Origin of the sequence: Pontibacter mucosus (genome assembly GCF_003054055.1) — a bacterium.
Classification (GTDB): Bacteria; Bacteroidota; Bacteroidia; order Cytophagales; family Hymenobacteraceae; genus Pontibacter; species Pontibacter mucosus.
Genome location: NZ_QBKI01000012.1, coordinates 12,861 through 32,201, shown reverse-complemented (window position 1 = coordinate 32,201; position 19,341 = coordinate 12,861). Strand labels below are relative to the sequence as shown.

Genomic DNA, 19,341 nt, shown 5'->3' with positions numbered 1-19,341 from the left:
GGACCCCTTCAAATAAAATCTGCTGCTGCGTTCGTAGTAGTGCTTTCGGTTTGTATTACCACGCAACAATACTTTCAGAGTATGACAAAAACATTCCCCCTTTTTATTGCCCTGCTACTTTTTGCCGGCATCTGGCAGCCTGCCGCTGCGCAGACCAGGAAGAAAGGCTGGAAACTGGTGTGGCAGGATGAATTTCGTTACAAAGGCCTGCCCGATCCTAAGAAATGGGGATATGAAGTAGGGCATATCCGAAATCAGGAAAAGCAATATTATACCGACGCACGCAAAGAGAATGTTTGGGTGCAGGATGGCGTGTTAACCATCACGGGCAGAAAAGAAACCTACCCTAACGCGGCTTATGCACCACATGCGGAGGATTGGAAAAAGCAAGATGCTGTAGCGCAGTATACTTCTGCCAGCATCAATACCCTGGGCAGGGCAAGCTGGAAGTATGGCCGCGTGGAAGTGCGTGCCAAATTACCTCAGGGAGGCGGGATATGGCCGGCTATCTGGATGATGGGGGTGAACCGGAGCGAGGTAGGTTGGCCCTACTGCGGCGAAATTGATGTACTGGAATTTATCGGCAGTCAGCCGGGGCAGATCCATGGCACAGTACACTACCCGGGTACTCCGCCCCATCGAAGTACTTCCAACGGTGGAAAAACTACTGGGGAAAACCTGCACACCGAATTCCATGTGTATGCCATGGAGTGGGATGAGGAGAAGATTACTATTTTCTTCGACGACCAGCCATACCATACTTTCTCACTCAACATGGCGGGGGAGGGGGCCGACAATCCTTTCCGCAAGCCCTTTTACCTGCTGATAAACCTGGCCATGGGGGCTGACTGGCCTGGCCCGGTTGATGACAAGGTACTGCCGCAGCAGTATGTGGTCGATTATGTAAGAGTCTACCAAAAACGATAATCCATACGAAAAGCTCCTACTTCAGATGAAATCAATAAGCTCTCTACTACTCCTCTTTACGCTAGTATTGCTGGGTACTATGCCTGCAAAAGCCCAACAGTTAGCCGGTTCCTGGACCTCCTTGAAAAAGCCCGTTAGCGTAAGCTTCGCTGACAGCGACACCCGCTACGCCCAGGATCAGGTACCCACTCTGACGCAACAGAAGACCTGGGAAACAACGGCCTGGAAAGGGGAGAAGGTGCACACCCAACTGCTGGTGTGGGCGCGCCGCGAGGTGCCGCAGGTTCGGGTGAGCGTGTCGGACCTGAAGGATGGAAAAGGAAACCGCATTGCCTCGGACAAGATTACCACAGGCTTTTTGCGCTATGTCATGACCGATGAGTTTGGCAAGGGCTGCGGCTACCGCAAGACAACTGACTTTGACTCCTCGCTGGTGGCAGACCCGATTGAACCAGTCCCGGCGACAGCGATGGCGGCAAACACGGTGCAGCCTGTCTGGCTAAGTATAGCCGTTCCCCGTCAGGCAGCGGCGGGCACCTATAAAGGAACGGTGACCGTAAAGGCAGACAAGACCTACAAGCTGCGCGTGACGGTGAACGTACAAGAACGGGAGTTACCGGCGCCGAGCGAGTGGTCCTTCGACCTGGACCTGTGGCAGCACCCGGCTGCCGTAGCCCGCGTGCACGATGTGCCGCTCTGGAGCCAGCAGCACTATGACCTCATGCGGCCCTACTATACCATGCTGGCCAACGCCGGCCAGAAAGCTATTACGGCCAGCATCATCGACGAGCCCTGGGGCCACCAGACCTACGACGATTTCCCAAGCCTGATCAAGTGGATTAAGCGCAAAGATGGTAGCTGGACCTACGACTACAGCCGTTTTGACGAGTATGTCTCCTTTGTGATGTCTACCGGGATTAAGGCGCGCATCAACTGTTACTCTATGGTGCCCTGGAAGATGTCCTTTCCATACTTTGATGAAAGCACTGGAAAGGACACGGTCTTCACAGGCAAGACCGGCACGTCGGAGTATGACGCCTTCTGGGGCAGCATGCTCAAGGACTTTGCCCGTCACCTGAAGGAAAAAGGCTGGTTCTCTATCACCGCCATCGCCATGGACGAACGACCGTTGGCCGACATGCAGGCCGTTATCCGCCTGCTGAAGGAAACAGATCCGGAGTGGAAAGTAGCCCTGGCCGGGGTGTACCACCCGGAGATTGAGCAGGACATATATGACTACAGCATCGCCTCCATGTGGAAGTATGGCGATCAGGTGTTGGAACAGCGCAAAAGCAGCGGCAAGCCCAGCACGTATTATACCAGCTGCGAGGAGGCCTTCCCCAACTTCTTCACCTTTTCGCCCCCGGCAGAGCAAACCTGGATCGGGTGGTATGCGGCGGCAGAGGGCTTTACCGGCTACCTGCGCTGGGCTTACAACAGTTGGGTGGCCAACCCGCTTCAGGACAGCAGGTTCAGAACCTGGCCGGCCGGCGATACCTACCTGGCCTACCCTGGCCCGCTGACGTCCGTCCGTTTCGAGAAGCTGGTGGAGGGGATTCAGGATTTTGAGAAAGTGCGCCTGCTCCGCGAGGAATTTACCCGCACAGGCAACCAGGTTAAACTTGCGGAGCTTGACAAAATTTTAGCCGATTTTGAGCTGGAAAAATTAAAATCTACGCCTGCTGCACAGATGGTAACAAAGGCCAAAAGTGCGCTGAACAGGCTGTAAAGTATAAAACCTATACTTTATAAGCTGTGGAATGAGCTGGTGGTTGGGTTCTTAAAGCGTTTTAAGACTGCTGTAGGAACTCTATCGCTAGCTCATTTTTTCGTGGCTCGCGCTTAAACAGGTATTCCCCGTTCCGGATGGAGGCCAGCACTTCGGCACGCTCCCGGATGGCTTCGTAGGCATCCTGTGCATCCAGCACGATAAAGTTGGCCGGTTTGCCCGCTTCAATGCCATATTTATCGCTTACCCTCATAATGTGTGCCCCGTGGTAAGTGATCAGGTCGAATGCTTTATTCATTTCATCAATGTGGGTGTAATGGGCCAGGTGAATGCCGTTGTCCAAAATGTTCATCATATTCCCGTTCCCCAGCGGGTACCAGTAATCGGCAATGGAGTCTTGTGCAAACGCGACGTGGTTTCCATTTTCCAGCAGCTCTTTTACCCTGGTGAGGCCACGGCGTTTCGGGTAAGTATCCCCACGGCCCTGCAAATGCGCGTTTTCGGTGGGGCAGGAAATGAAGTTGATCTGAGACTCCCTGAACAAGCCCAGCATCTTATTGGCGTAGCTGTTCTCTACCGAGCCAAAGCTGCAGGTGTGGCTTGCCGTGGTGTAGGAGCCATAGTCTTTCTCCAGCACCAGCGCGTTCAGCACTTCCAGGAAGCGGCTGTTGGGGTCGTCGTTTTCATCGCAATGGATGTCAATCATGACTTTATACTTGATGGCCAAATCCACAATTCGCCTTAGCGACTCCACGCCGTGCTCATAAGAAATTTCAAAATGCGGGATGCCGCCAGCCACATCGGCTCCCATTTCGAGGGCTTTTTCCATCAGCTGTTCTGCCCCTTTATACCGGAAGAAGCCTTCCTGAGGAAACGCCACCAGTTGCAGCGTCACGATATCCTTTAATTCCTCCCGCAGCTTGATCAGGGCCTTCATCCCCGTCAGGTTAGGGTCGGTGATGTCCACATGCGTGCGGATGAACTGAACCCCATGGCTCAGCTCTTTCTGGATGCCCTTAATCGCCCGCTCACGCACAATTTCTTCTGTCAAGGATTTCTTGTTCTCACTCCACCGCCGGATACCCTCAAACAGCGTACCCGACACGTTCGCGTTCCCCTCGCCCAGTCCGGAGAAGATATAGTCCAGGTGTAAGTGCGGGTCAACGTAAGGAGGCAACACCAAACGGCCTCCCAAATCAACCACTTCACCGGCATTGCCTAAATCATTCCCGATTGCCTTAAAACGACCGTTCTCCACTAGAATCTCACGGGATTCCGGGTTGCCGTAGATGGTTGCATTGATATACTTTCTCATAAATCGAATCTCCTTTACTCTTTGTGTTCCTTCAACTTAATCTAACAAGAACTTGAGCTAGAAGTTATATGGCTGCCTTTTCAAGGGCGGGCACAGGTTACGGGACATTCAATTGTTACCTACATGCTCATTTTTAGTATGACGTGGGTGACGCGGAGCAGATGAGGCAAAACTGCCGCAGCGTTCGCAAGATGCTTATCATTATTACTGATTAAAAGCTGGCTGCTGACGTATTATAGTAAGTTGAGGGTGAGGTAAATAGGGCTAGTAGGCTTGGTTCGTCATGGTAAATAGCCTGTGGTGTTTGCTGGCTGCCTTTGGCATATTCCTGATGCTCCGCTACCTGAGGTACATGACATTTTTGGTTGCTCACGTGTTAATTTTAACCATATGCAAGAAGTCCCGGCTATACCAGCTATTCATCAAACCAACATGCAAATATTCCTGCGCTTCCTGAAGTTCGGGTTTCTTGCCTGGGGCGGACCGGTAGCCCAGATTGCCATGCTCAAGCGGGAACTGGTAGAGGAAGAAAAGTGGATTACCCACGAACGGTTTAACCGCGCTTTGGCGGTCTACCAGGTTTTGCCAGGACCGGAGGCACATGAACTGTGCGTGTATTTTGGTATGGTAGCCGGTGGCAGAGTAGGGGGCTTCCTGGCCGGGCTTGGCTTTATGCTACCTGGTTTTCTGCTGATGCTCCTGCTCACCTGGCTTTACGTGAGCATCGGCATCAGTTCTCCCCTGGTACAAGCTGTTTTCATTGGCTTTCAGGCTGCGGTGATTGCCCTGATCTTTGCTGCTGTGCACCGCATTGGCAAACATGCCCTCGTCAACCAGAAATTGTTTGTGATAGCGGCCGCAGCTTTCATGGCTTATGTCTGTGGCGTGGGGTTCTTTGTGGTGCTTCCCCTGGCAGGCACAGCCTACGTCTTCTGGATGAAAGGCAACATAAAGCTCGTGGCGCTGAGTGGCATCATGTTGGCTGTTGCCTGCGTGCTGTTGTTCAACCCGCTCTGGGGGGAGCTGCAGCAACCGGCAACCGTAGCCGAAGCCAACCCCGCCGTTACGGAGCAGTCGCCTGTGGCGGTTTTCTGGGCTGGATTGAAAGCAGGCCTGTTGACCTTCGGCGGTGCTTATACCGTTATCCCTTTTATTCAGCAGGATGCCGTCATGCAGCAAGGATGGCTCACGAACAGGCAGTTTCTGGATGGCATCGCTCTGTCCGGTATACTTCCCGCACCTTTGATCATCTTTTCTACTTTTGTAGGATACTTTGGGGCCGGCTGGCTCGGAACAGTCATCATGACCTTTGCCATCTTTCTTCCGGCTTTCTCTTTTACCTTGTTAGGGCATGGCTTGGTGGAGAAGGTGATCACCAATACGGCTTTGCACAGCTTTCTGGACGGCGTGACGGCGGGGGTAATTGGACTGATCGCGGTCACTGCCCTGCAGCTGTTCTGGTCTACCATCACCGATGGGTTTACCCTACTGGTCTTTGCTCTGTCCATGCTGGTCCTGTACCGCATAAAATCAAAGTTCACGGTCGTATTTGTCATTCTGGGAGCAGGTTTGCTCGGTATAGCATGGCGCCTGGTAGGGTGAATTTCTGAATTAGTGCTTGCCATGATCCATAGCTTTCCCGTGTTTTCCCAGTTCATTTAGGGCTGCCCGAAAGCCTTGCGCGAGGGCAGGGGCTGGTCCCAGGCCATAGTAATGCAGAAAGATGATGTGCGGGTCATCGCCGAGCATGTGGTGGTGCACGGCCACCACCTCAAGGTTGTGCTGTCGCAGGGCTTTGATGACCGGGTTTACTTCCGTCTCCAGCATGGCAATATCACCTGCAATGTGGGCTTTCTGTTGGTTCCCGGCAAAAGAGGCCCAGGAGTTTAACCCTATGGATGGCGTCATCTCGGCTCCCATCGCCATAATGGTTACATCCTCCCGCCCCACAGTGTATTTGCAGGTAGGGCCGTTCACAGTCCCGGTATACTTTACGATGGCATCTAAGGCTGGCAAATCGAAGTTTTGCTTGCCTGTGGCAGGTGTAGCTGTGTCAGCGGCTTTAGGCTGGTTGGCTGGAGAGAGCTTGCTTTCGCGGATAGTGGCCGCAAATTTACTGGCTAGCTCAGCCGGAGTACCCATGCCGTGCAGGTGCATGTAGAAAATGCGGGGCTCTTCGTAGAAGAAATGGTTGTGAATCGCGCTCACCTCCAGGCCGTTGGCGTGCGCTGCGGAAATAAGTGGGTTAACCTCCTCCTGCAGCAGCACCGTGTCGCTCATGAGCATGGCTGTCTTGCCATCCACCGTTCTTTTAATTGAAACCCAACCGCCAAAGCCAAAAGCGATGGGCACCGGCTCTCCCCGGATGCTAACCTTCAGATCATTGCGGGGAAGAGGGGTCGTATGAGTGGCCTCCGCTTCCTTGTAGGTCCCCTTCTTCCCGAGTGCCGTCTCTATAGCAGTAATCTCTTCGGGAGTTAAGGGAGGTGTTTTCTCTTTGACAGGGGTTGCCAGTGAAACACGGAAACCGAGGAGCGAAGCACTTCCAAGAAGAGCTGTCGCCTGTAACACTTGCCTGCGGGTTAGATGTTCTTTCATACTCATTATACCTCCTAAGCAAGAAAATAGATAAGGAAGAAGCAGGGTATCAGATAGTTATACTTCTGTTTTTCTGTAAAACGGCTGCATGGATAAGAAGCGGCCCGAGCAAGAATGGCGGCGGCTGCAAAGTCTAACTAAAGCATCTCTCGAAGCCATCTGGCAAATTGAAATGCGGATTAAAATTTGAGTTGAGTATGTGAACAGGAATACAAGTTGAGCTTGAAAAGTTGAAGCTGTTCAGAAAATGGCATACCCTGTGGCAGTAGACCAGATATACTTGTAGTTTCCTTCTTAGCTAAGTAAGACGAAAAATGGGTGAGGGAAGATTATAAAGTGTAATCTCAATATCTGGATAGCGGCCTAAGTGCACAAAAAAGCCGCTCCAGTTTTAGCTGAAGCGGCTTTGGTAGCCCGTAGGGGAATCGAACCCCTGTTACCAGAATGAAAATCTGGCGTCCTAACCCCTAGACGAACGGGCCGTTCTGTCTGATTGTGGTGCAAATATAGCGCTCGTTTTCTTTACTGCAATAGCCCCTGTAAAAACTTTTTGAAGGCACAGGGCATATGGCTGATTATCAATTTAAAAAATTTTTGGTCGTGCGCTGCCACTGGCAAATGTTAACTAATAGTGCCTTCTTGCGTTACAATTAACCTATTCTGAAATTCTAAACTACTCCAACAAATGGCGAAGAACCTACAATACGAAGGCATTAAACCTGAGGCTTTCGAACAGCTGAAAAACAAGTTGCAGACCTATGGCATAAAACTGCAGGCCAATAGTGGCAGTTTCAGCGAGAAAGGCGTGTCGGGCAAGTATGACTACAGCCCCGATTCAGAAGTATTGAAACTGGAGGGGTTGAGCGTGGGCTTCCCGGCGAGTATGATGGTGAGCGAGGACACGCTGCAGGCCCGCATGGACGAGCTGATGGTGCAGCACGGCGGCAGGCCGCAGCATTAGGGCCAGAAAGTATACTTTTTGCCCTTGCGCCGTATACACCTGTATCAATCTTTAAACCTATGAAAACTATGGATAATAATACGTCGCAAAACCAAAGCAACTCGAACGAAAATAAGCATAGCAATCAGCAGAAAGGCGGACAGAAGAAGCAGGAGCCCGGTATGATGCAGCTGCTGCAGCCGCACGACATGTCCAGAACGGTAGAGTCGGCTATGCATGTGTTTCAGGGCCGACACGAGAAGCTGCCTGACCTGATGCAGGACCTGGGCCACATTATCGTGAAAGCCACCCGGCGCATGACCACCACGCAGCTCATTCTGGCTACAGGAGCCCTGACGCTTGGTGCCATTCTGATAGCGCGCTACAGCAGCGGGCACGATGAGTTTGAGTATTCCGAGGATTAATCTGCCTTATTTGTAAACATAAACCCTTGGCCTGTTTGGTTAAGGGTTTTTTTATGGCCGCTATACTTTTGGCATGTGGTTTGAAGATAGGCTCTATATAGCATTCAGCTATACTTTTATATTTTCAACTTAAACGCTATTACTATGAAAAAAATGAATCTGATCCTGTTGATGAGCCTGTTCTTTATTTCGGCTTTCACGGTGCAGGCCCAGCAGGCACAGGTGCTGCCTCCTTTGGTAAACGTTAGTGGCATTGGCGAGGTAAGGGTGCAGCCCAACGAGGTTGTGGTAAACCTGGGCGTGGAAACGCGAGGCAAAACGCTGGACGAGGCGCGAAAGGAAACGGATAAAAAGGCTGCGGCCATCATCAACTACCTTAAAAAGCAGGGAGTGGATGCCCGCCATATCCAGACATCGTATGTAACGCTGCAACCTATCTACAGCAGTGGGGAGTATGGCCGCACCACACCGGATTTTTACATGGCCCAGAAAAATATGACCGTGCTGGTGAAGAAGTTAGACAAGTTTGATGAGCTGCTGTCCGGCATCTATGGTGTAGGGGTAAACCATGTGAACGGGGTAAACTTCCGGGTATCTGACTCCGAAATCGAAAAGTATAAAGCAGAGGCACGCAAGAAAGCGGTAGCCAATGCAAAGGCAAAAGCAACACAGCTAACCTCTGAGCTAGGGGCTAAGGTAGGCCGTGCTTACTCCATCAGTGAGAGCAGCAATGGCGGCGGACCGCGACCCATGTATAAAATGGCGATGATGGAATCTGCTGCTTATGACGCTTCCGGTGGACCCACTATTGCCGGAGGGGAAGTAGTAATCACTTCGAATGTGGATGTGAGTTTTGTGATTGAGTAAGTGTTTTTAATTTAGGATTAAAAAGGTGGGGTCTGCGTGGGGCTCTGCCTTTTTTATTAGCTGGGGATTTATACTTACGCTGGCGCAAGCGTCCGCTTGTGCCACTATTAGCCGCCGCTTCCTTCCACTTGAAGCAAGCTATCCTCTCTAGCCACCGCTCATCCTCTAGTTCCAACAAACCTATCGTTGCACCTCTGGCTTTGGCTCCCTCCTAGGCCGGGAGGCCTCGCCTTGGGGGTAGGGGCCCTCGATAAGGGCATCGCGCTGCTTTCGCTTCCTGCCCTCGTACCTCGGGCTGCCTCGCTTCGCTCGTCACCGGAACCTCTCGAGGCGCTCAACCCAAAGGCTGGGAACAGGTTCGATAGCCCTTGCCTCTGCTGTCATCTCGACCTTTGGGAGAGATCTGAAGAGAAGAATTTTAACCAGATCTCTCCCGATGGTCGAGATGACAGGGAACGAGGCAAGTATAATTCCCCTCCTCGGAGGGGCCGGGGTGGGTTTATACTTTGTTGGGACAGGTCGCGACCTTTCCGCGCGAGAACCGAGACTATAAAATTTATACTTTAGCCGAAGCAGTTACAGACTCCCCTCCTTGGCCTAGGAGGGGTAGGGGTGGTTGGACCCGGTTCTGCAGAAAATACCTATTCAAATGAAAAAGCTCGGGGAGGTAAAACACCTCCCCGAAAATACTTGGCGATAACCCTTTAGCCTATTTTCTCATACCGCTCCATCTGCTTGAACTGGTTGTTTTCATCCAGCAGGAAGCTCAGGGGGCGTTGCGGGTCCTGAAGGATTTGCCGCTCACGGATGCTCCAGGGCTTGAGCATTTCCTCCAGCATGTGGGCGTAGGCCGGCATCTCCCAGGGGTTAAAAATCTCGTTGGTTACGTCGTCTATGAGCGTGTCGAGCACCAGGTGGTCGGCTTCGGGCTTTACCGGGCGGATAAAGTACTCCGGCACCACATTGAAGATATAGGCGGCATAAAATACACGGGCCTTAAACTCGGCCAGCTGGATAGGGTGCAGCTGCTTGCCCTCGGTGGCTTGCAGCAGACGGCCCAAGGCCTTTTTGATGATGCCGTTGTCCAGGAGGGTGCAGATGATAGCCACCGGGCCAAGCTTTATACTGAAGGCCATGGTTTTCAGCTCGTCTTGGTACTCAAATGGCAGCTCATCCTCGGTAGGGCTTACTTCCAGCAGGAAAAGCGAACAAGGCAGGAAATCGGAAAACTCCATGGGCACCCGCAGCGACTGCAGCACCTGAAAAAACGAGCGGAACTTGCCCAGCATGGCCGGGTCTTCGCTCACGGCGTACTGTGGCATTACCAGCGGGTTTGCCTCTTTTATCAGCTCCGTTACCAAAGAGCCGTAGTACATTTTGCCGATCCACTGGAACAGGCGCTGGGGCGGAAGTGCCCGGAGCCCCTCCAGCCCTTTGGCTGCCGCCTGCTCCACTTCATGCTCCAGAGGCATCAGGTAGTGGGTATGGCAGCGATCGCAGCAGGGGATGCTTAGCTGGCCGAAGGTGGTTATACTTTTATCGAGCATCAGGAGCTCTTTCTGCTTCAGGTTATACTTTTGCTGGAGCCACTCCCCAAATACAGGGGCACGGTGCTCGGTCGTGATGATCGTGCCGCACAAGAAGCAGTTGGTGTCGGTAAACTGCATTCGCTCAAACGGGTCATATAGGGTAAGGTCTCTCATAGCGCTTCTGGTTGTTCCTGCAAAGATACATAACCCCGGGGGAGTTGAGAAGTTTGTTGTCACTTGCTGGTTGTCCGTTAGTAGTTATTCGATACTCGTTATTGGTGGATAGTTGTTCGTTATTAGCTTTAAGCTAGCTCCCAAACTTTCTAACCCTCTAACTTTTTAACTTTCTAACTAAAAAGACGCAACGTATTGCGTCTCTACAACTCCTAAACTCTTTAACTCCCAAACTCTCTAACTTTTTGAACGGTAGCAGAAAAAGTGCGAACTTTGCATTCGCATGCATTTACAAATTACCTCCCTTAACTCTGGCAGCAATGGCAACTGTTATTACATCGGCAACGACCGTGAGGCCGTGCTGGTGGATGCCGGCATTTCGTGCCGTGAAACGGAGCGACGCATGAAGCGCCTGGGGCTGCACATGAGCAAGGTAAAGGCCATCTTTGTGTCGCATGAGCACTCCGACCATATCAAGGGGATCCCGGTGCTGGCCCGCAAGTATAACCTGCCGGTGTACATCACACCGGGTACGCTCTACAATTGCCGGCTGGATTTTACGGGCGTGCAGGTGCAGCATTTTGAGGCCTTTGAGGTAATGAAGGTGGGGCAACTGGAAGTGAAGGCCTTCCCTAAGTTTCACGATGCCCGCGATCCACACAGCTTCATTGTGTCGCAGCAAAGTATAAATGTGGGCGTGTTTACTGATATTGGTGCTCCCTGCAACCATGTGATCGAGCATTTCCAGCTATGCCATGCGGCTTTTCTGGAGGCGAATTACGATGAAGGACTGCTGGAAAAAGGACATTACCCCTACTACCTGAAGAACCGCATCCGCGGGGGCAGAGGCCATTTATCCAACAGGCAAGCCCTGAACCTGTTCACGGCCTACAAACCCGATTTCATGAGCCACGTGCTGCTCTCGCATCTTTCCAAAGACAACAATAACCCGCAACTGGTAAAAGAGCTGTTTTCGCTGCACGCCGACGGAACAGAAGTGATTGTGGCCTCCCGTTTCGAGGAAACACCGGTATATACTATTAGCGGGGAGGCGGTGCGGCCTAAAAACATCGGCAAGCAGATAAGCCTCTTCGATGCGCTTGTATAGGCAGTAGCTTAAGTCTCTAGCTACTTTATACTTTAAAAATCCTATCTTTAAGTCAGGAAGTACGTTAGGTACAAGAAGTTATACTTCAGATAATCAGAAGTATGGCCAAGACTGCCTATTCACCTAAAATCCTTAAACGATGAAGATAGCATTTACCCTGCTCCTGCTGGCCATGTGCAGCATCGGGGCCACGGCGCAGACAAAGCAGCAGGTGCCATCGAAAGAGGCTCAGATAAAAGCCGCCTTGCTGGCTGCGCCAGCCGAGAAGCGCGATGGCACTGCCGTCTATGGCTACGACGCCAATGGCAAATTCGTCCTGCTGCGCAAGGGCACCAATGAACTCATTTGCCTCGCCGACGACCCGAAACAGGAGGGGCTTTCGGTATCCTGCTACCACAAAAGCCTGGAGCCCTTTATGGCACGCGGCCGCGAGTTGAGGCAGGCCGGCAAAAGCACCGAAGAGGTCTTCAAGACCAGGGAGGCTGAAACCAAAAGCGGTAAACTGAAAATGCCGAAGGAGCCCACCACGCTGTTTGTGTATACGGCTGATGCCAACGCATTTAATGCGGCGACAGGCGAGGTGAAAGACGGTTACCTGCGCTACGTGGTGTACATTCCGTATGCTACCGCCGAGAGTACCGGCCTGCCTCTGAAACCGGATGCCCCGGCCATGCCCTGGATCATGCATCCCGGCACCCACGGCGCGCACATCATGATCAATCCGCCCCGCAAGTAGATTAAGTGTCATAGCGCGAGCTCACTCGCTCGTGCTTCGTATTGGGGTAGCCCTACACGCTCTTTCGGATTTGCAATCCGAAAGTATATAACCGCGGATTTGTAATCTGCAACGGTACGAGCTACGGGCAATGCAGGCGGATTGTAAATCCGCAATTGAAAAGCTCCGGATTATAAATCCGGAGCAGCAGTAAGGGAGCTTTTCTTCTGAAAGGGATATTGCGCCAAGGCCAAGGCTACTTGCATCTTGCCCACAAGTTCCTTCCAGAATGACAAAATGGATAGGAACAAAAAAGGCGCAGCCCCTGTAGTGGAGCAGCGCCTTTTTTATACTTGATTTTATACTTTCTACAACTTCTTCAAGCCTCTCAGCTCGCTGCGGTCGCCTTCTTTTATACTTATCGCTACGCCGCCGCCCGGAGCCAGGTGCTGCTTCAGCGTGCTTTTAGCGTTTACGCGCACTTTGCGGATGGTATACTTTTGCGGGTTCTTGTTCCAGCTGGCGTCTTTGGCATCGGCATAGATGGTGGCAATGTAGTCCTTGCCTTTGGGCAGGAAGCTGAAGTCTACCGTGGCGGTGCGTGCGTTTTCGTCGGTGATGCCGCCTATGTACCACTCGTTCCGGCCCTTTGCCTTACGGGCGATGGTGATGTAATCGCCGGGCTCGGCCTCCAGAATATGCGTTTTATCCCAGTCCAGGGCCACGTCTTTGATAAACTGGAAAGCATCCGGGAAACGCTCGTAGTTCTCGGGCAAATCAGCGGCCATTTGCAGCGGGCTGTACATGGTGACGTAGTAGGCCAGTTGCTTTACCAGCGTGGTATTTACGCGCTGGTTGCCGCCGTAGATCGACATGTCCGTCTGGAAAATACCCGGCGTATAGTCCATCGGGCCACCCATCAGGCGGGTGAAGGGCAGGATGGTCGTATGGTCGGGGGCCAGGCCGCCCATGGCCTCAAACTCTGTTCCGCGCGCCGATTCCTGGGCAATCCAGTTCGGGTAGGTGCGGTGAAGGCCTGTCGGGCGAACGGCTTCGTGGCTGTTAATCATGATTTTATACTTTGCGGCCGTGTTGGCCACATGGATGTAGTGGTTTACCATCCACTGGCCGTCGTGCTGCTCGCCGCGCGGTATAATCTTGCCCACGTAACCGGTCTTCACGGCGTCGTAGCCATACTTGTTCATAAACTGGAAAGCCGTGTCGAGGCGGCGCTCATAGTTGGTGGCAGAGGCCGACGTTTCGTGGTGCATCATCAGTTGCACACCTTTGGAGTGGGCATACTCGTTCAGCGCCTTCACATCAAAATCCGGGTAGGGGGTTACAAAGTCGAATACCTCTTCTTTCCAGTTGCCGAACCAGTCTTCCCAGCCTATGTTCCAGCCTTCCACCAGCACCGCGTCGAAACCGTGCTTGGCAGCAAAATCGATGTGACGGCGTACGTTTTCGTTGTTGGCGCCGTGGCGCCCGTTCGGGGTGAACTTCGTGAAGTCGTCGGTCAGCTTCACGTTGGTTTCGGTACTGTAGGCCCAGGAGCTTTTGCCGCTCACAAAGTACTCCCACCACACCCCGATATACTTCATCGGCCTGATCCACGACACATCCTCATACTTGGTCGGCTCGTTCAGGTTCAGGATCAGGCGCGAGGCCAGGATGTCGGCGGCTTTGTCGCTTACCACGATGGTGCGCCACGGGGTCTGCGTCTCGGTTTGCATGTAGCCCTTGTTGCCCACCGCGTCAGGCGTCAGGTGTGAGCTGAAGCGGAAGTTTTTCGGGTCCACGTTCAGGTGCATGGCCGGGTAGTTTACCAGCGCGGCCTCGTGGATGTTGATGTAGAGCCCGTCAGCCGTTTTCATCATGGACGGCGTTTGTACCGACAGCGTATCGATGGGGAACTGCGCGTGCACGTCGTGCGTGGCCTTCTCAATCAGGTTTGGGATTTCGGAGATGCGGGAAGTAGTGTAGGCGTACTCGTTCGTGTTGTAGTCGCCCCGGATCCAGAAGATTTTGTGGTCGCCGGTGAGGTTAAACTCGGTGTGCTCCTCCTTGATGATGAAGTAGTTAAGCTGCTCCTGCTGCGGAAACTCGTAGCGGAAGCCCAGCCCGTCGTTGAAGAGGCGGAAGCGGAGCTGGATCTGGCGGCCTTTTGGCTCCTGCTGCTCCAGCGTTACCAGCAGCTCGTTGTAATGGTTGCGGATGCTGCTTTCCTCGCCCCAGAGTGGTTTCCAGGTTTCATCCAAGGTGTTCTGCTGGGTGTTCACTACCTTAAATCCCTCCAGAAAAGCAGGTACATCGTGCGTGGCAATTCCTAGTTTGCTCTGTTTGATAACGGGCTTCTTTTTGTAGGTAAGCTGGTAGGTAGGCTCTCCTTTACCGGTCAGCTCGAACTGCATGGTCAGGTTCTTGTCCGGGGAGGTAAGGGTCTGGGCCTGCACCAAAGTGGCGAAGGTGCCCAGAAACAGCAGCAGGAACATGCTGCGCACCGTCCGGCGCGGTTTCCGGACGCGTTTTGTGTTTTGTGTAAGGTTCATGTTTACGGGTTAATCAATAAAAGCTGATAGGTTTTTATACTTTGGTGGCAGGTATGGCTGCCTGCACTTTTATAGTAGCCGGGACAAGTGCATTTTATCCCTACTGCGGTCAAGATAAATTGTTCCGCCCGCTTCCGCCTGATTACCAGTTTATACCTGTGGCGTGGCAAAGTATAGGCAAGGCATTTCCATCAGGAGAAATGAAATTAAAAGTATAAATTAGGGGTTATCTGGCAGGAGCCATACTTTAAAGCACGCATGACGGAAGAAGAATTTCAAGCCAATTATACCCAGGCCCTGGATGCCATTATCGAGGCAATGGCCCAGGAGCAGGAGATAAACCCCGATAAGTTTTACAGTATGGTATGTGTGCTGGAGAACCTGCGCTTTTTCAGCCCGGTGCTGTACGGGGCCATCCGCAGTAAAAAAGAGTAAAGGATTTACCGTGGTGTGAGAGTCCCCATTTATCTCGTCCCTATCTTTTGTGTATGGTAATCCTCTGTACCAAGTCTGCCAGCAAGTACAGGAGATTGTCCCCTTGAGGGGACTACAGGGGTGTAAAGCTACGAAGCAGGGCAGTTCTTCTTTGAAGGTATGAAAAATCAGCAGGTGTAAACACCCCTAAAGTCCCCTCAAGGGGACAGTCCCTAAACTGCTGCTCCGGATTTGTAATCCGGAGCTTTTTTATTTGCGGATTTGCAATCCGCATGCTAGCCAGTAACTCCTGCCTCTGCTTCTGCGGATTGCAAATCCGCAGTTACCATACTTTCGGATTGCAAATCCGAAAGAGCAGGTGAGCGTATAAATTTTATGGCGCGAGCGTCCTCGCTCGTGACCTGGAATCGTGGGCCCTCTGGCTCCTTTTGTATCAGATGAAGCGGCCAGAGGCCACTCCTATAATAAGCACGAGCGTAGACGCTCGCGCTATAGACATCTGTCATTCTGTAAAGAAACTTGGTAGAAGGGAGGTTAAGCCTACGCTATCCGCTACCAAGATCCCTGCGGGATGACATACAGTTTGGAAAAGTCACTCTGCGATTAATTCTCAGCAAAGTATAAATCTGCCCCCTAAAGTATAAACTACTTCTTCGCGCTCACCACAATAATCTTTTCCTCCGGCTTGTCGTCTTCCGGGCGGGTAGGGTAGAGGAAGGCCTCCAGCTCCCTAAGGTAGCGGAAACTGCCGTTGGGCACATTGCTCAGTATAATCAGGGCGCTGTGGTCGTTGGGGTTTCTTAAGAGGTAAGTGGCGTAGCCATGCCACAGGCCGCCGTGGTAAACGACCGTATCGCCGTTGGGCACCTGCTTGATGCGCCAGCCAAAGCCGTAGTCCTCGTCTTTTTTCCTTTCCTGGCGGGAGCCGGTAAAAGCCTTTTCCAGGGTTTCCTGCTTCACGAGCTTGTTCGTGTACAGGGCCTGGTCCCACTTATACAGGTCTTCCACGGTAGAGTACATGCCTTTGTCACCGAGCACGGTGTCGAGGTAGTCGGGCCACCTTTTGCGCCTGCCGCCCGTGTGCCCCGGAACCACCAGCTTGTTACCATACACCAGGCTGTCGCTAAAGGTAAAGGTATTCGTCATCTGCAGGGGCTTGAAGATGCGCTGCTGCAGAAACTCGGAAAATGGCATACCCGAGGCACGCTCTACGATGGAGGCCAGCAGAAAATAGCCGGTGTTGCTGTAGTCGAAGCGCGCGTCAGGGCGGAAATAGGGGTTAGGCCGGTGCTCGGCCATAATCTTGAGCACATCGTCGTTGTAAATCGGCACCTTGCGGTCGTGCCAGAGCTCATCGCTGAAGTATGTATAATTCGATAAGCCGGAGCGGTGCGTGAGCAGCTGGCGGATGGTGATGCCGTGGTAGGGAAAGTCGGGGATGTGCTGCTGCACGCTGTCGTCGTACTGCAGCTTGCCCTGCTCCTGCAGCATCATCACGGCCATGGCGGTAAACTGCTTCGATACGGAGGCCAGCTGAAACACAGACTGCGTGTGGAGCGAGTCCTTACTGCGGAAGTCGCCGTAGCCGAAAGCGCCGGTATACACCACCTCGTCATACTTGGTAACGAGCACGGTGCCGTTTAAACCTTTGCGCTTGTGCAGGTACGTAAAGATAGAGTCGAGGTGATGGCCCAGTTTGCTGGCGCTGTCAGGAGTAAACCAGGCGGGCACCGGCACGCGTTGCCTGCCTTCGTCCTTCGCCGTTTCTACCCCGTGGGCGTGCAGGTTGTCCTGCCCGGCTTCCTGGCAGCCGAAAAAAGGGAGAAAGGCCAGCGATGCCACCAGGCACCAGCGAAACTTAAATTGCACTCTGAAAGGGTTCATACACCAATACCAACAAAACTTCCGGCCTAAATATAAGGCTTATGCATAAAAACGCCCCCTTAAAATCTGGCAATCCAGGCTTTTTCAGGACAAGTTTAAAAAATGTAGGATAATAGTAATAACTGAAGCCATAACGCAGAGCAACCGCCCATATTGCAGGCCGAGGCGGCAACAGAGAGGCTATGACAGTATTAAATAAATTTAACTTTAGCAAGCCGCTGCGCTGTTGCTTTTATGGCGCGCAGCTGGTAATTTAGGGCTTCTTTTACATACAGCTGTGGTGCCTTACAATATCTTTATCAATTCGATACCCAAACCGCTTACCGGCTTTGTCGCATCGTCGCACCACATCTCCCAAAGCGATATGCTGAACGGTTACTGCCTTCCGTTCTATACCGCCCACAAGGACTTCAACAGGTAAGCCGGAACCACTCCGGCCGAACCTAAGTGTAGCGGGTAACAGCTTGCCTGCATCACGCCTTCTCCCATGCCAGCCTTTTACTTGCTAATGGTTTCGGTAAAATACTGCGTCACAGCTGCTTTTAGCTTGGATGTTTTGTCAAACCAAAAGGATAGAAGTACAGGCCTCACTATCAAATTTTTTACAGGATGGGAAAGATGCGCATGCCGAAGTAAGGCGGCTTTTGGGTTCAGCTACAGCAGATTACAGATATATAAGTATTACGAACGGCAAATGAGTCTATTTAATTTTTTTACAGAGGAAGTAGCGATTGATTTGGGTACGGCAAACTGCCTTGTTATCCGCGATGGCAAGGTGGTGGTGAACGAGCCGTCGGTGGTGGCGATTAACCGCAACACGGGGGAGGTGCTGGCCATTGGGCGGGAGGCTTTGCAGATGGAGGGGAAGACGCATGAAGATATCCGCGTGGTGCGCCCTCTGAAAGATGGAGTCATTGCCGACTTCGGTGCCTCGGAGCACATGATTAAAGGGATGCTGCGGCTGGCCTCTAATGGCAGAAAGCGACTGGCTGGCTCCTACAAAATGGTGATTTGCGTTCCTTCGGGTATCACGGAGGTGGAGAAAAGGGCCATCCGCGATGCGGCCACCATTGCAGGCGCCAAGGAACTGTACCTGGTGTATGAGCCCCTGGCCGCTGCCGTGGGCATCGGGCTGGACGTGGAGGAGCCAACCGGCCACATGATTGTGGACATCGGGGGTGGTACCACCGAAATTGCCGTTATCGCCCTGAGCGGTATTGTCTGCGATCACTCGCTGAGAGTGGCTGGGGAGAACTTCGACGCGGACATCATGCACTTTATGCGCCGCCAGTATAACATGATGATTGGGCAGGCTACTGCCGAGAAGATAAAAATAGAGGTGGGAGCCGCCCTGCCAGAGCTGCAGGACGCGCCGGAGAACATTTTCGTGAAAGGCCGCGACCTGCTCACGGGCCTGCCCAAACAGGTGGAGGTAGCCTATGCCGACGTAGCCCACTGCCTGGACAGGTCGCTGAGCAAGATTGAGGAAGCTATTCTGAAGACGTTGGAAGTTACGCCGCCGGAGCTGGCCGCTGATATTCACCAGGAGGGCATTTACCTGACGGGCGGCGGTGCCTTGCTGCGCGGCCTGGATAAACGCATTTCCGCCAAAACAAGGCTGCCCACGCACGTGGTAGAAGATCCGCTGCAGGCTGTAGTCCACGGCACCAGCATCGCCCTGAAGAACGTCGGCAAGTTTATGTTCCTGATGCGGTAGGGGAGTTCGTTAGTAGTTAGTAGTTAGTAGTTATTGGTGAGCGGTGGAAGGTGTAAGGTGTAAGCCGTCTGATTTCCACCGCTGGCGCGGGTTTGTAACCCGTGCCTACCTATGGTGTTGGGTTTGCAACCCAACTGGCTTGAAAAGCCATACTTTATACTTGGGCTATACTTTTATATCTGCCGGTTTATACTTTCCGCTGTTCCGGATGTCCTTATCCGGAACCACTTCTGCTGCGGACTTCCATGTCCGCGTAGGCCATACTTTTATACTTTGCCCATACTTTATACTTTCATAACGGCTTCCTTCCATTTGAACCAAGCTATTCTTACTAGCTTCCGTTCATCCTCAAGCCTTACATAAGCTACTGTTGCATCTCTGGCTTTGGTGCCCTCAAGGCCGGGAGGCCTCGCCTTCGGGCATCGCGCT

17 protein-coding genes and 1 tRNA gene are annotated in these 19,341 nt (G+C 52.6%); 12 read left to right on the top strand and 6 right to left on the bottom strand.

The window, feature by feature from the left end; all coding sequences use genetic code 11:
- Positions 1 to 81: 81 nt before the first annotated feature.
- Positions 82 to 927: a glycoside hydrolase family 16 protein gene (locus tag C8N40_RS19540; protein ID WP_108213499.1), complete on the top strand. Its 846-nt coding sequence runs from the start codon at positions 82 to 84 to the stop codon at positions 925 to 927.
- A 79-nt stretch (positions 928 to 1,006) separates the two neighbouring features.
- Positions 1,007 to 2,656: a DUF4091 domain-containing protein gene (locus C8N40_RS19535; RefSeq protein WP_245905193.1), complete on the top strand. Its 1,650-nt coding sequence runs from the start codon at positions 1,007 to 1,009 to the stop codon at positions 2,654 to 2,656.
- 61 nt (positions 2,657 to 2,717) lie between these two features.
- Here the strand turns inward: C8N40_RS19535 and C8N40_RS19530 are convergent, their stop codons facing one another.
- Positions 2,718 to 3,971 carry an amidohydrolase family protein gene (locus C8N40_RS19530; RefSeq protein ID WP_108213498.1) on the bottom strand — a complete coding sequence of 418 codons (1,254 nt, stop codon included), beginning with the start codon at positions 3,969 to 3,971 and terminating at the stop codon, positions 2,718 to 2,720.
- Positions 3,972 to 4,403: 432 nt separating this feature from the next.
- Here C8N40_RS19530 and chrA point away from each other — a divergent pair, with 432 nt between their 5' ends.
- On the top strand, positions 4,404 to 5,573 hold the full coding sequence (gene chrA / locus C8N40_RS19525; RefSeq protein WP_108213497.1) for a chromate efflux transporter: 1,170 nt from the start codon (positions 4,404 to 4,406) through the stop codon (positions 5,571 to 5,573).
- 9 nt (positions 5,574 to 5,582) lie between these two features.
- Here chrA and C8N40_RS19520 read toward each other — a convergent pair whose 3' ends face one another.
- Positions 5,583 to 6,569 carry a DUF1259 domain-containing protein gene (locus C8N40_RS19520; protein WP_108213496.1) on the bottom strand — a complete coding sequence of 329 codons (987 nt, stop codon included), beginning with the start codon at positions 6,567 to 6,569 and terminating at the stop codon, positions 5,583 to 5,585.
- A gap of 407 nt (positions 6,570 to 6,976) precedes the next feature.
- Positions 6,977 to 7,051, bottom strand: a tRNA-Glu gene (locus C8N40_RS19515).
- A gap of 203 nt (positions 7,052 to 7,254) precedes the next feature.
- Between C8N40_RS19515 and C8N40_RS19510 the strand changes: the two genes are divergently transcribed.
- The 3 genes from C8N40_RS19510 to C8N40_RS19500 all read left to right on the top strand — a co-directional run bounded on the left by C8N40_RS19510 (position 7,255) and on the right by C8N40_RS19500 (position 8,801).
- Entirely contained in the window at positions 7,255 to 7,530 is a 276-nt protein-coding gene (locus tag C8N40_RS19510; RefSeq protein WP_108213495.1) for a hypothetical protein, read from the top strand.
- Positions 7,531 to 7,598: 68 nt separating this feature from the next.
- The gene (locus tag C8N40_RS19505) at positions 7,599 to 7,934 is read left to right on the top strand and encodes a hypothetical protein (protein WP_108213595.1); all 336 of its coding nucleotides are present in this window, start codon (positions 7,599 to 7,601) and stop codon (positions 7,932 to 7,934) included.
- A 144-nt stretch (positions 7,935 to 8,078) separates the two neighbouring features.
- On the top strand, positions 8,079 to 8,801 hold the full coding sequence (locus tag C8N40_RS19500; protein ID WP_108213494.1) for an SIMPL domain-containing protein: 723 nt from the start codon (positions 8,079 to 8,081) through the stop codon (positions 8,799 to 8,801).
- A 704-nt stretch (positions 8,802 to 9,505) separates the two neighbouring features.
- Here the strand turns inward: C8N40_RS19500 and C8N40_RS19495 are convergent.
- On the bottom strand, positions 9,506 to 10,504 hold the full coding sequence (locus C8N40_RS19495; RefSeq protein ID WP_108213493.1) for a hypothetical protein: 999 nt from the start codon (positions 10,502 to 10,504) through the stop codon (positions 9,506 to 9,508).
- Between the two features lie 283 nt (positions 10,505 to 10,787).
- Between C8N40_RS19495 and C8N40_RS19490 the strand changes: the two genes are divergently transcribed.
- Positions 10,788 to 11,612: an MBL fold metallo-hydrolase gene (locus C8N40_RS19490; protein ID WP_108213492.1), complete on the top strand. Its 825-nt coding sequence runs from the start codon at positions 10,788 to 10,790 to the stop codon at positions 11,610 to 11,612.
- Positions 11,613 to 11,751: 139 nt separating this feature from the next.
- A complete protein-coding gene (locus tag C8N40_RS19485; RefSeq protein WP_108213491.1) occupies positions 11,752 to 12,348 on the top strand; it encodes a hypothetical protein in 597 nt (198 codons plus the stop codon).
- A gap of 347 nt (positions 12,349 to 12,695) precedes the next feature.
- Here the strand turns inward: C8N40_RS19485 and C8N40_RS19480 are convergent, their stop codons facing one another.
- Positions 12,696 to 14,819, bottom strand: coding sequence for a glycoside hydrolase family 97 protein (locus C8N40_RS19480; protein ID WP_108213594.1), 2,124 nt, complete (start codon positions 14,817 to 14,819; stop codon positions 12,696 to 12,698).
- A gap of 315 nt (positions 14,820 to 15,134) precedes the next feature.
- On the opposite strand from C8N40_RS19480, the gene C8N40_RS22835 reads away from it, so the two are divergent.
- A complete protein-coding gene (locus C8N40_RS22835; RefSeq protein WP_170114162.1) occupies positions 15,135 to 15,311 on the top strand; it encodes a hypothetical protein in 177 nt (58 codons plus the stop codon).
- Positions 15,312 to 15,956: 645 nt separating this feature from the next.
- On the opposite strand, the gene C8N40_RS19470 is transcribed toward C8N40_RS22835, so the two are convergent.
- Positions 15,957 to 17,180: a serine hydrolase domain-containing protein gene (locus tag C8N40_RS19470; protein WP_245905192.1), complete on the bottom strand. Its 1,224-nt coding sequence runs from the start codon at positions 17,178 to 17,180 to the stop codon at positions 15,957 to 15,959.
- 295 nt (positions 17,181 to 17,475) lie between these two features.
- Here C8N40_RS19470 and C8N40_RS22830 point away from each other — a divergent pair, with 295 nt between their 5' ends.
- From C8N40_RS22830 to C8N40_RS23000, 3 genes are all read left to right on the top strand, one after another.
- Positions 17,476 to 17,616 (top strand): hypothetical protein, encoded by a 141-nt coding sequence (locus C8N40_RS22830; RefSeq protein ID WP_211318151.1) that lies wholly within the window; start codon positions 17,476 to 17,478, stop codon positions 17,614 to 17,616.
- A 273-nt stretch (positions 17,617 to 17,889) separates the two neighbouring features.
- Entirely contained in the window at positions 17,890 to 18,912 is a 1,023-nt protein-coding gene (locus C8N40_RS19465; protein WP_108213488.1) for a rod shape-determining protein, read from the top strand.
- A 139-nt stretch (positions 18,913 to 19,051) separates the two neighbouring features.
- The gene (locus C8N40_RS23000; RefSeq protein WP_211318106.1) at positions 19,052 to 19,210 is read left to right on the top strand and encodes a hypothetical protein; all 159 of its coding nucleotides are present in this window, start codon (positions 19,052 to 19,054) and stop codon (positions 19,208 to 19,210) included.
- Positions 19,211 to 19,341 lie beyond the last annotated feature (131 nt).

Excerpts from the sequence above, each read along its gene's own strand:
- C8N40_RS19495 (WP_108213493.1), bottom strand. The coding sequence starts at position 10,504 with ATGAGAGACCTTACCCTATATGACCCGTTTGAGCGAATGCAGTTTACC.
- C8N40_RS19520 (WP_108213496.1), bottom strand. The coding sequence starts at position 6,569 with ATGAAAGAACATCTAACCCGCAGGCAAGTGTTACAGGCGACAGCTCTT.
- C8N40_RS19465 (WP_108213488.1), top strand. The coding sequence starts at position 17,890 with ATGAGTCTATTTAATTTTTTTACAGAGGAAGTAGCGATTGATTTGGGT.
- C8N40_RS19490 (WP_108213492.1), top strand. The coding sequence starts at position 10,788 with ATGCATTTACAAATTACCTCCCTTAACTCTGGCAGCAATGGCAACTGT.
- C8N40_RS19500 (WP_108213494.1), top strand. The coding sequence starts at position 8,079 with ATGAAAAAAATGAATCTGATCCTGTTGATGAGCCTGTTCTTTATTTCG.
- C8N40_RS19480 (WP_108213594.1), bottom strand. The coding sequence starts at position 14,819 with ATGTTCCTGCTGCTGTTTCTGGGCACCTTCGCCACTTTGGTGCAGGCC.
- C8N40_RS19535 (WP_245905193.1), top strand. The coding sequence starts at position 1,007 with ATGCCTGCAAAAGCCCAACAGTTAGCCGGTTCCTGGACCTCCTTGAAA.
- C8N40_RS19510 (WP_108213495.1), top strand. The coding sequence starts at position 7,255 with ATGGCGAAGAACCTACAATACGAAGGCATTAAACCTGAGGCTTTCGAA.
- C8N40_RS19485 (WP_108213491.1), top strand. The coding sequence starts at position 11,752 with ATGAAGATAGCATTTACCCTGCTCCTGCTGGCCATGTGCAGCATCGGG.
- C8N40_RS19540 (WP_108213499.1), top strand. The coding sequence starts at position 82 with ATGACAAAAACATTCCCCCTTTTTATTGCCCTGCTACTTTTTGCCGGC.
- C8N40_RS19530 (WP_108213498.1), bottom strand. The coding sequence starts at position 3,971 with ATGAGAAAGTATATCAATGCAACCATCTACGGCAACCCGGAATCCCGT.
- chrA (WP_108213497.1), top strand. The coding sequence starts at position 4,404 with ATGCAAATATTCCTGCGCTTCCTGAAGTTCGGGTTTCTTGCCTGGGGC.
- C8N40_RS19505 (WP_108213595.1), top strand. The coding sequence starts at position 7,599 with ATGGATAATAATACGTCGCAAAACCAAAGCAACTCGAACGAAAATAAG.
- C8N40_RS22835 (WP_170114162.1), top strand. The coding sequence starts at position 15,135 with ATGACGGAAGAAGAATTTCAAGCCAATTATACCCAGGCCCTGGATGCC.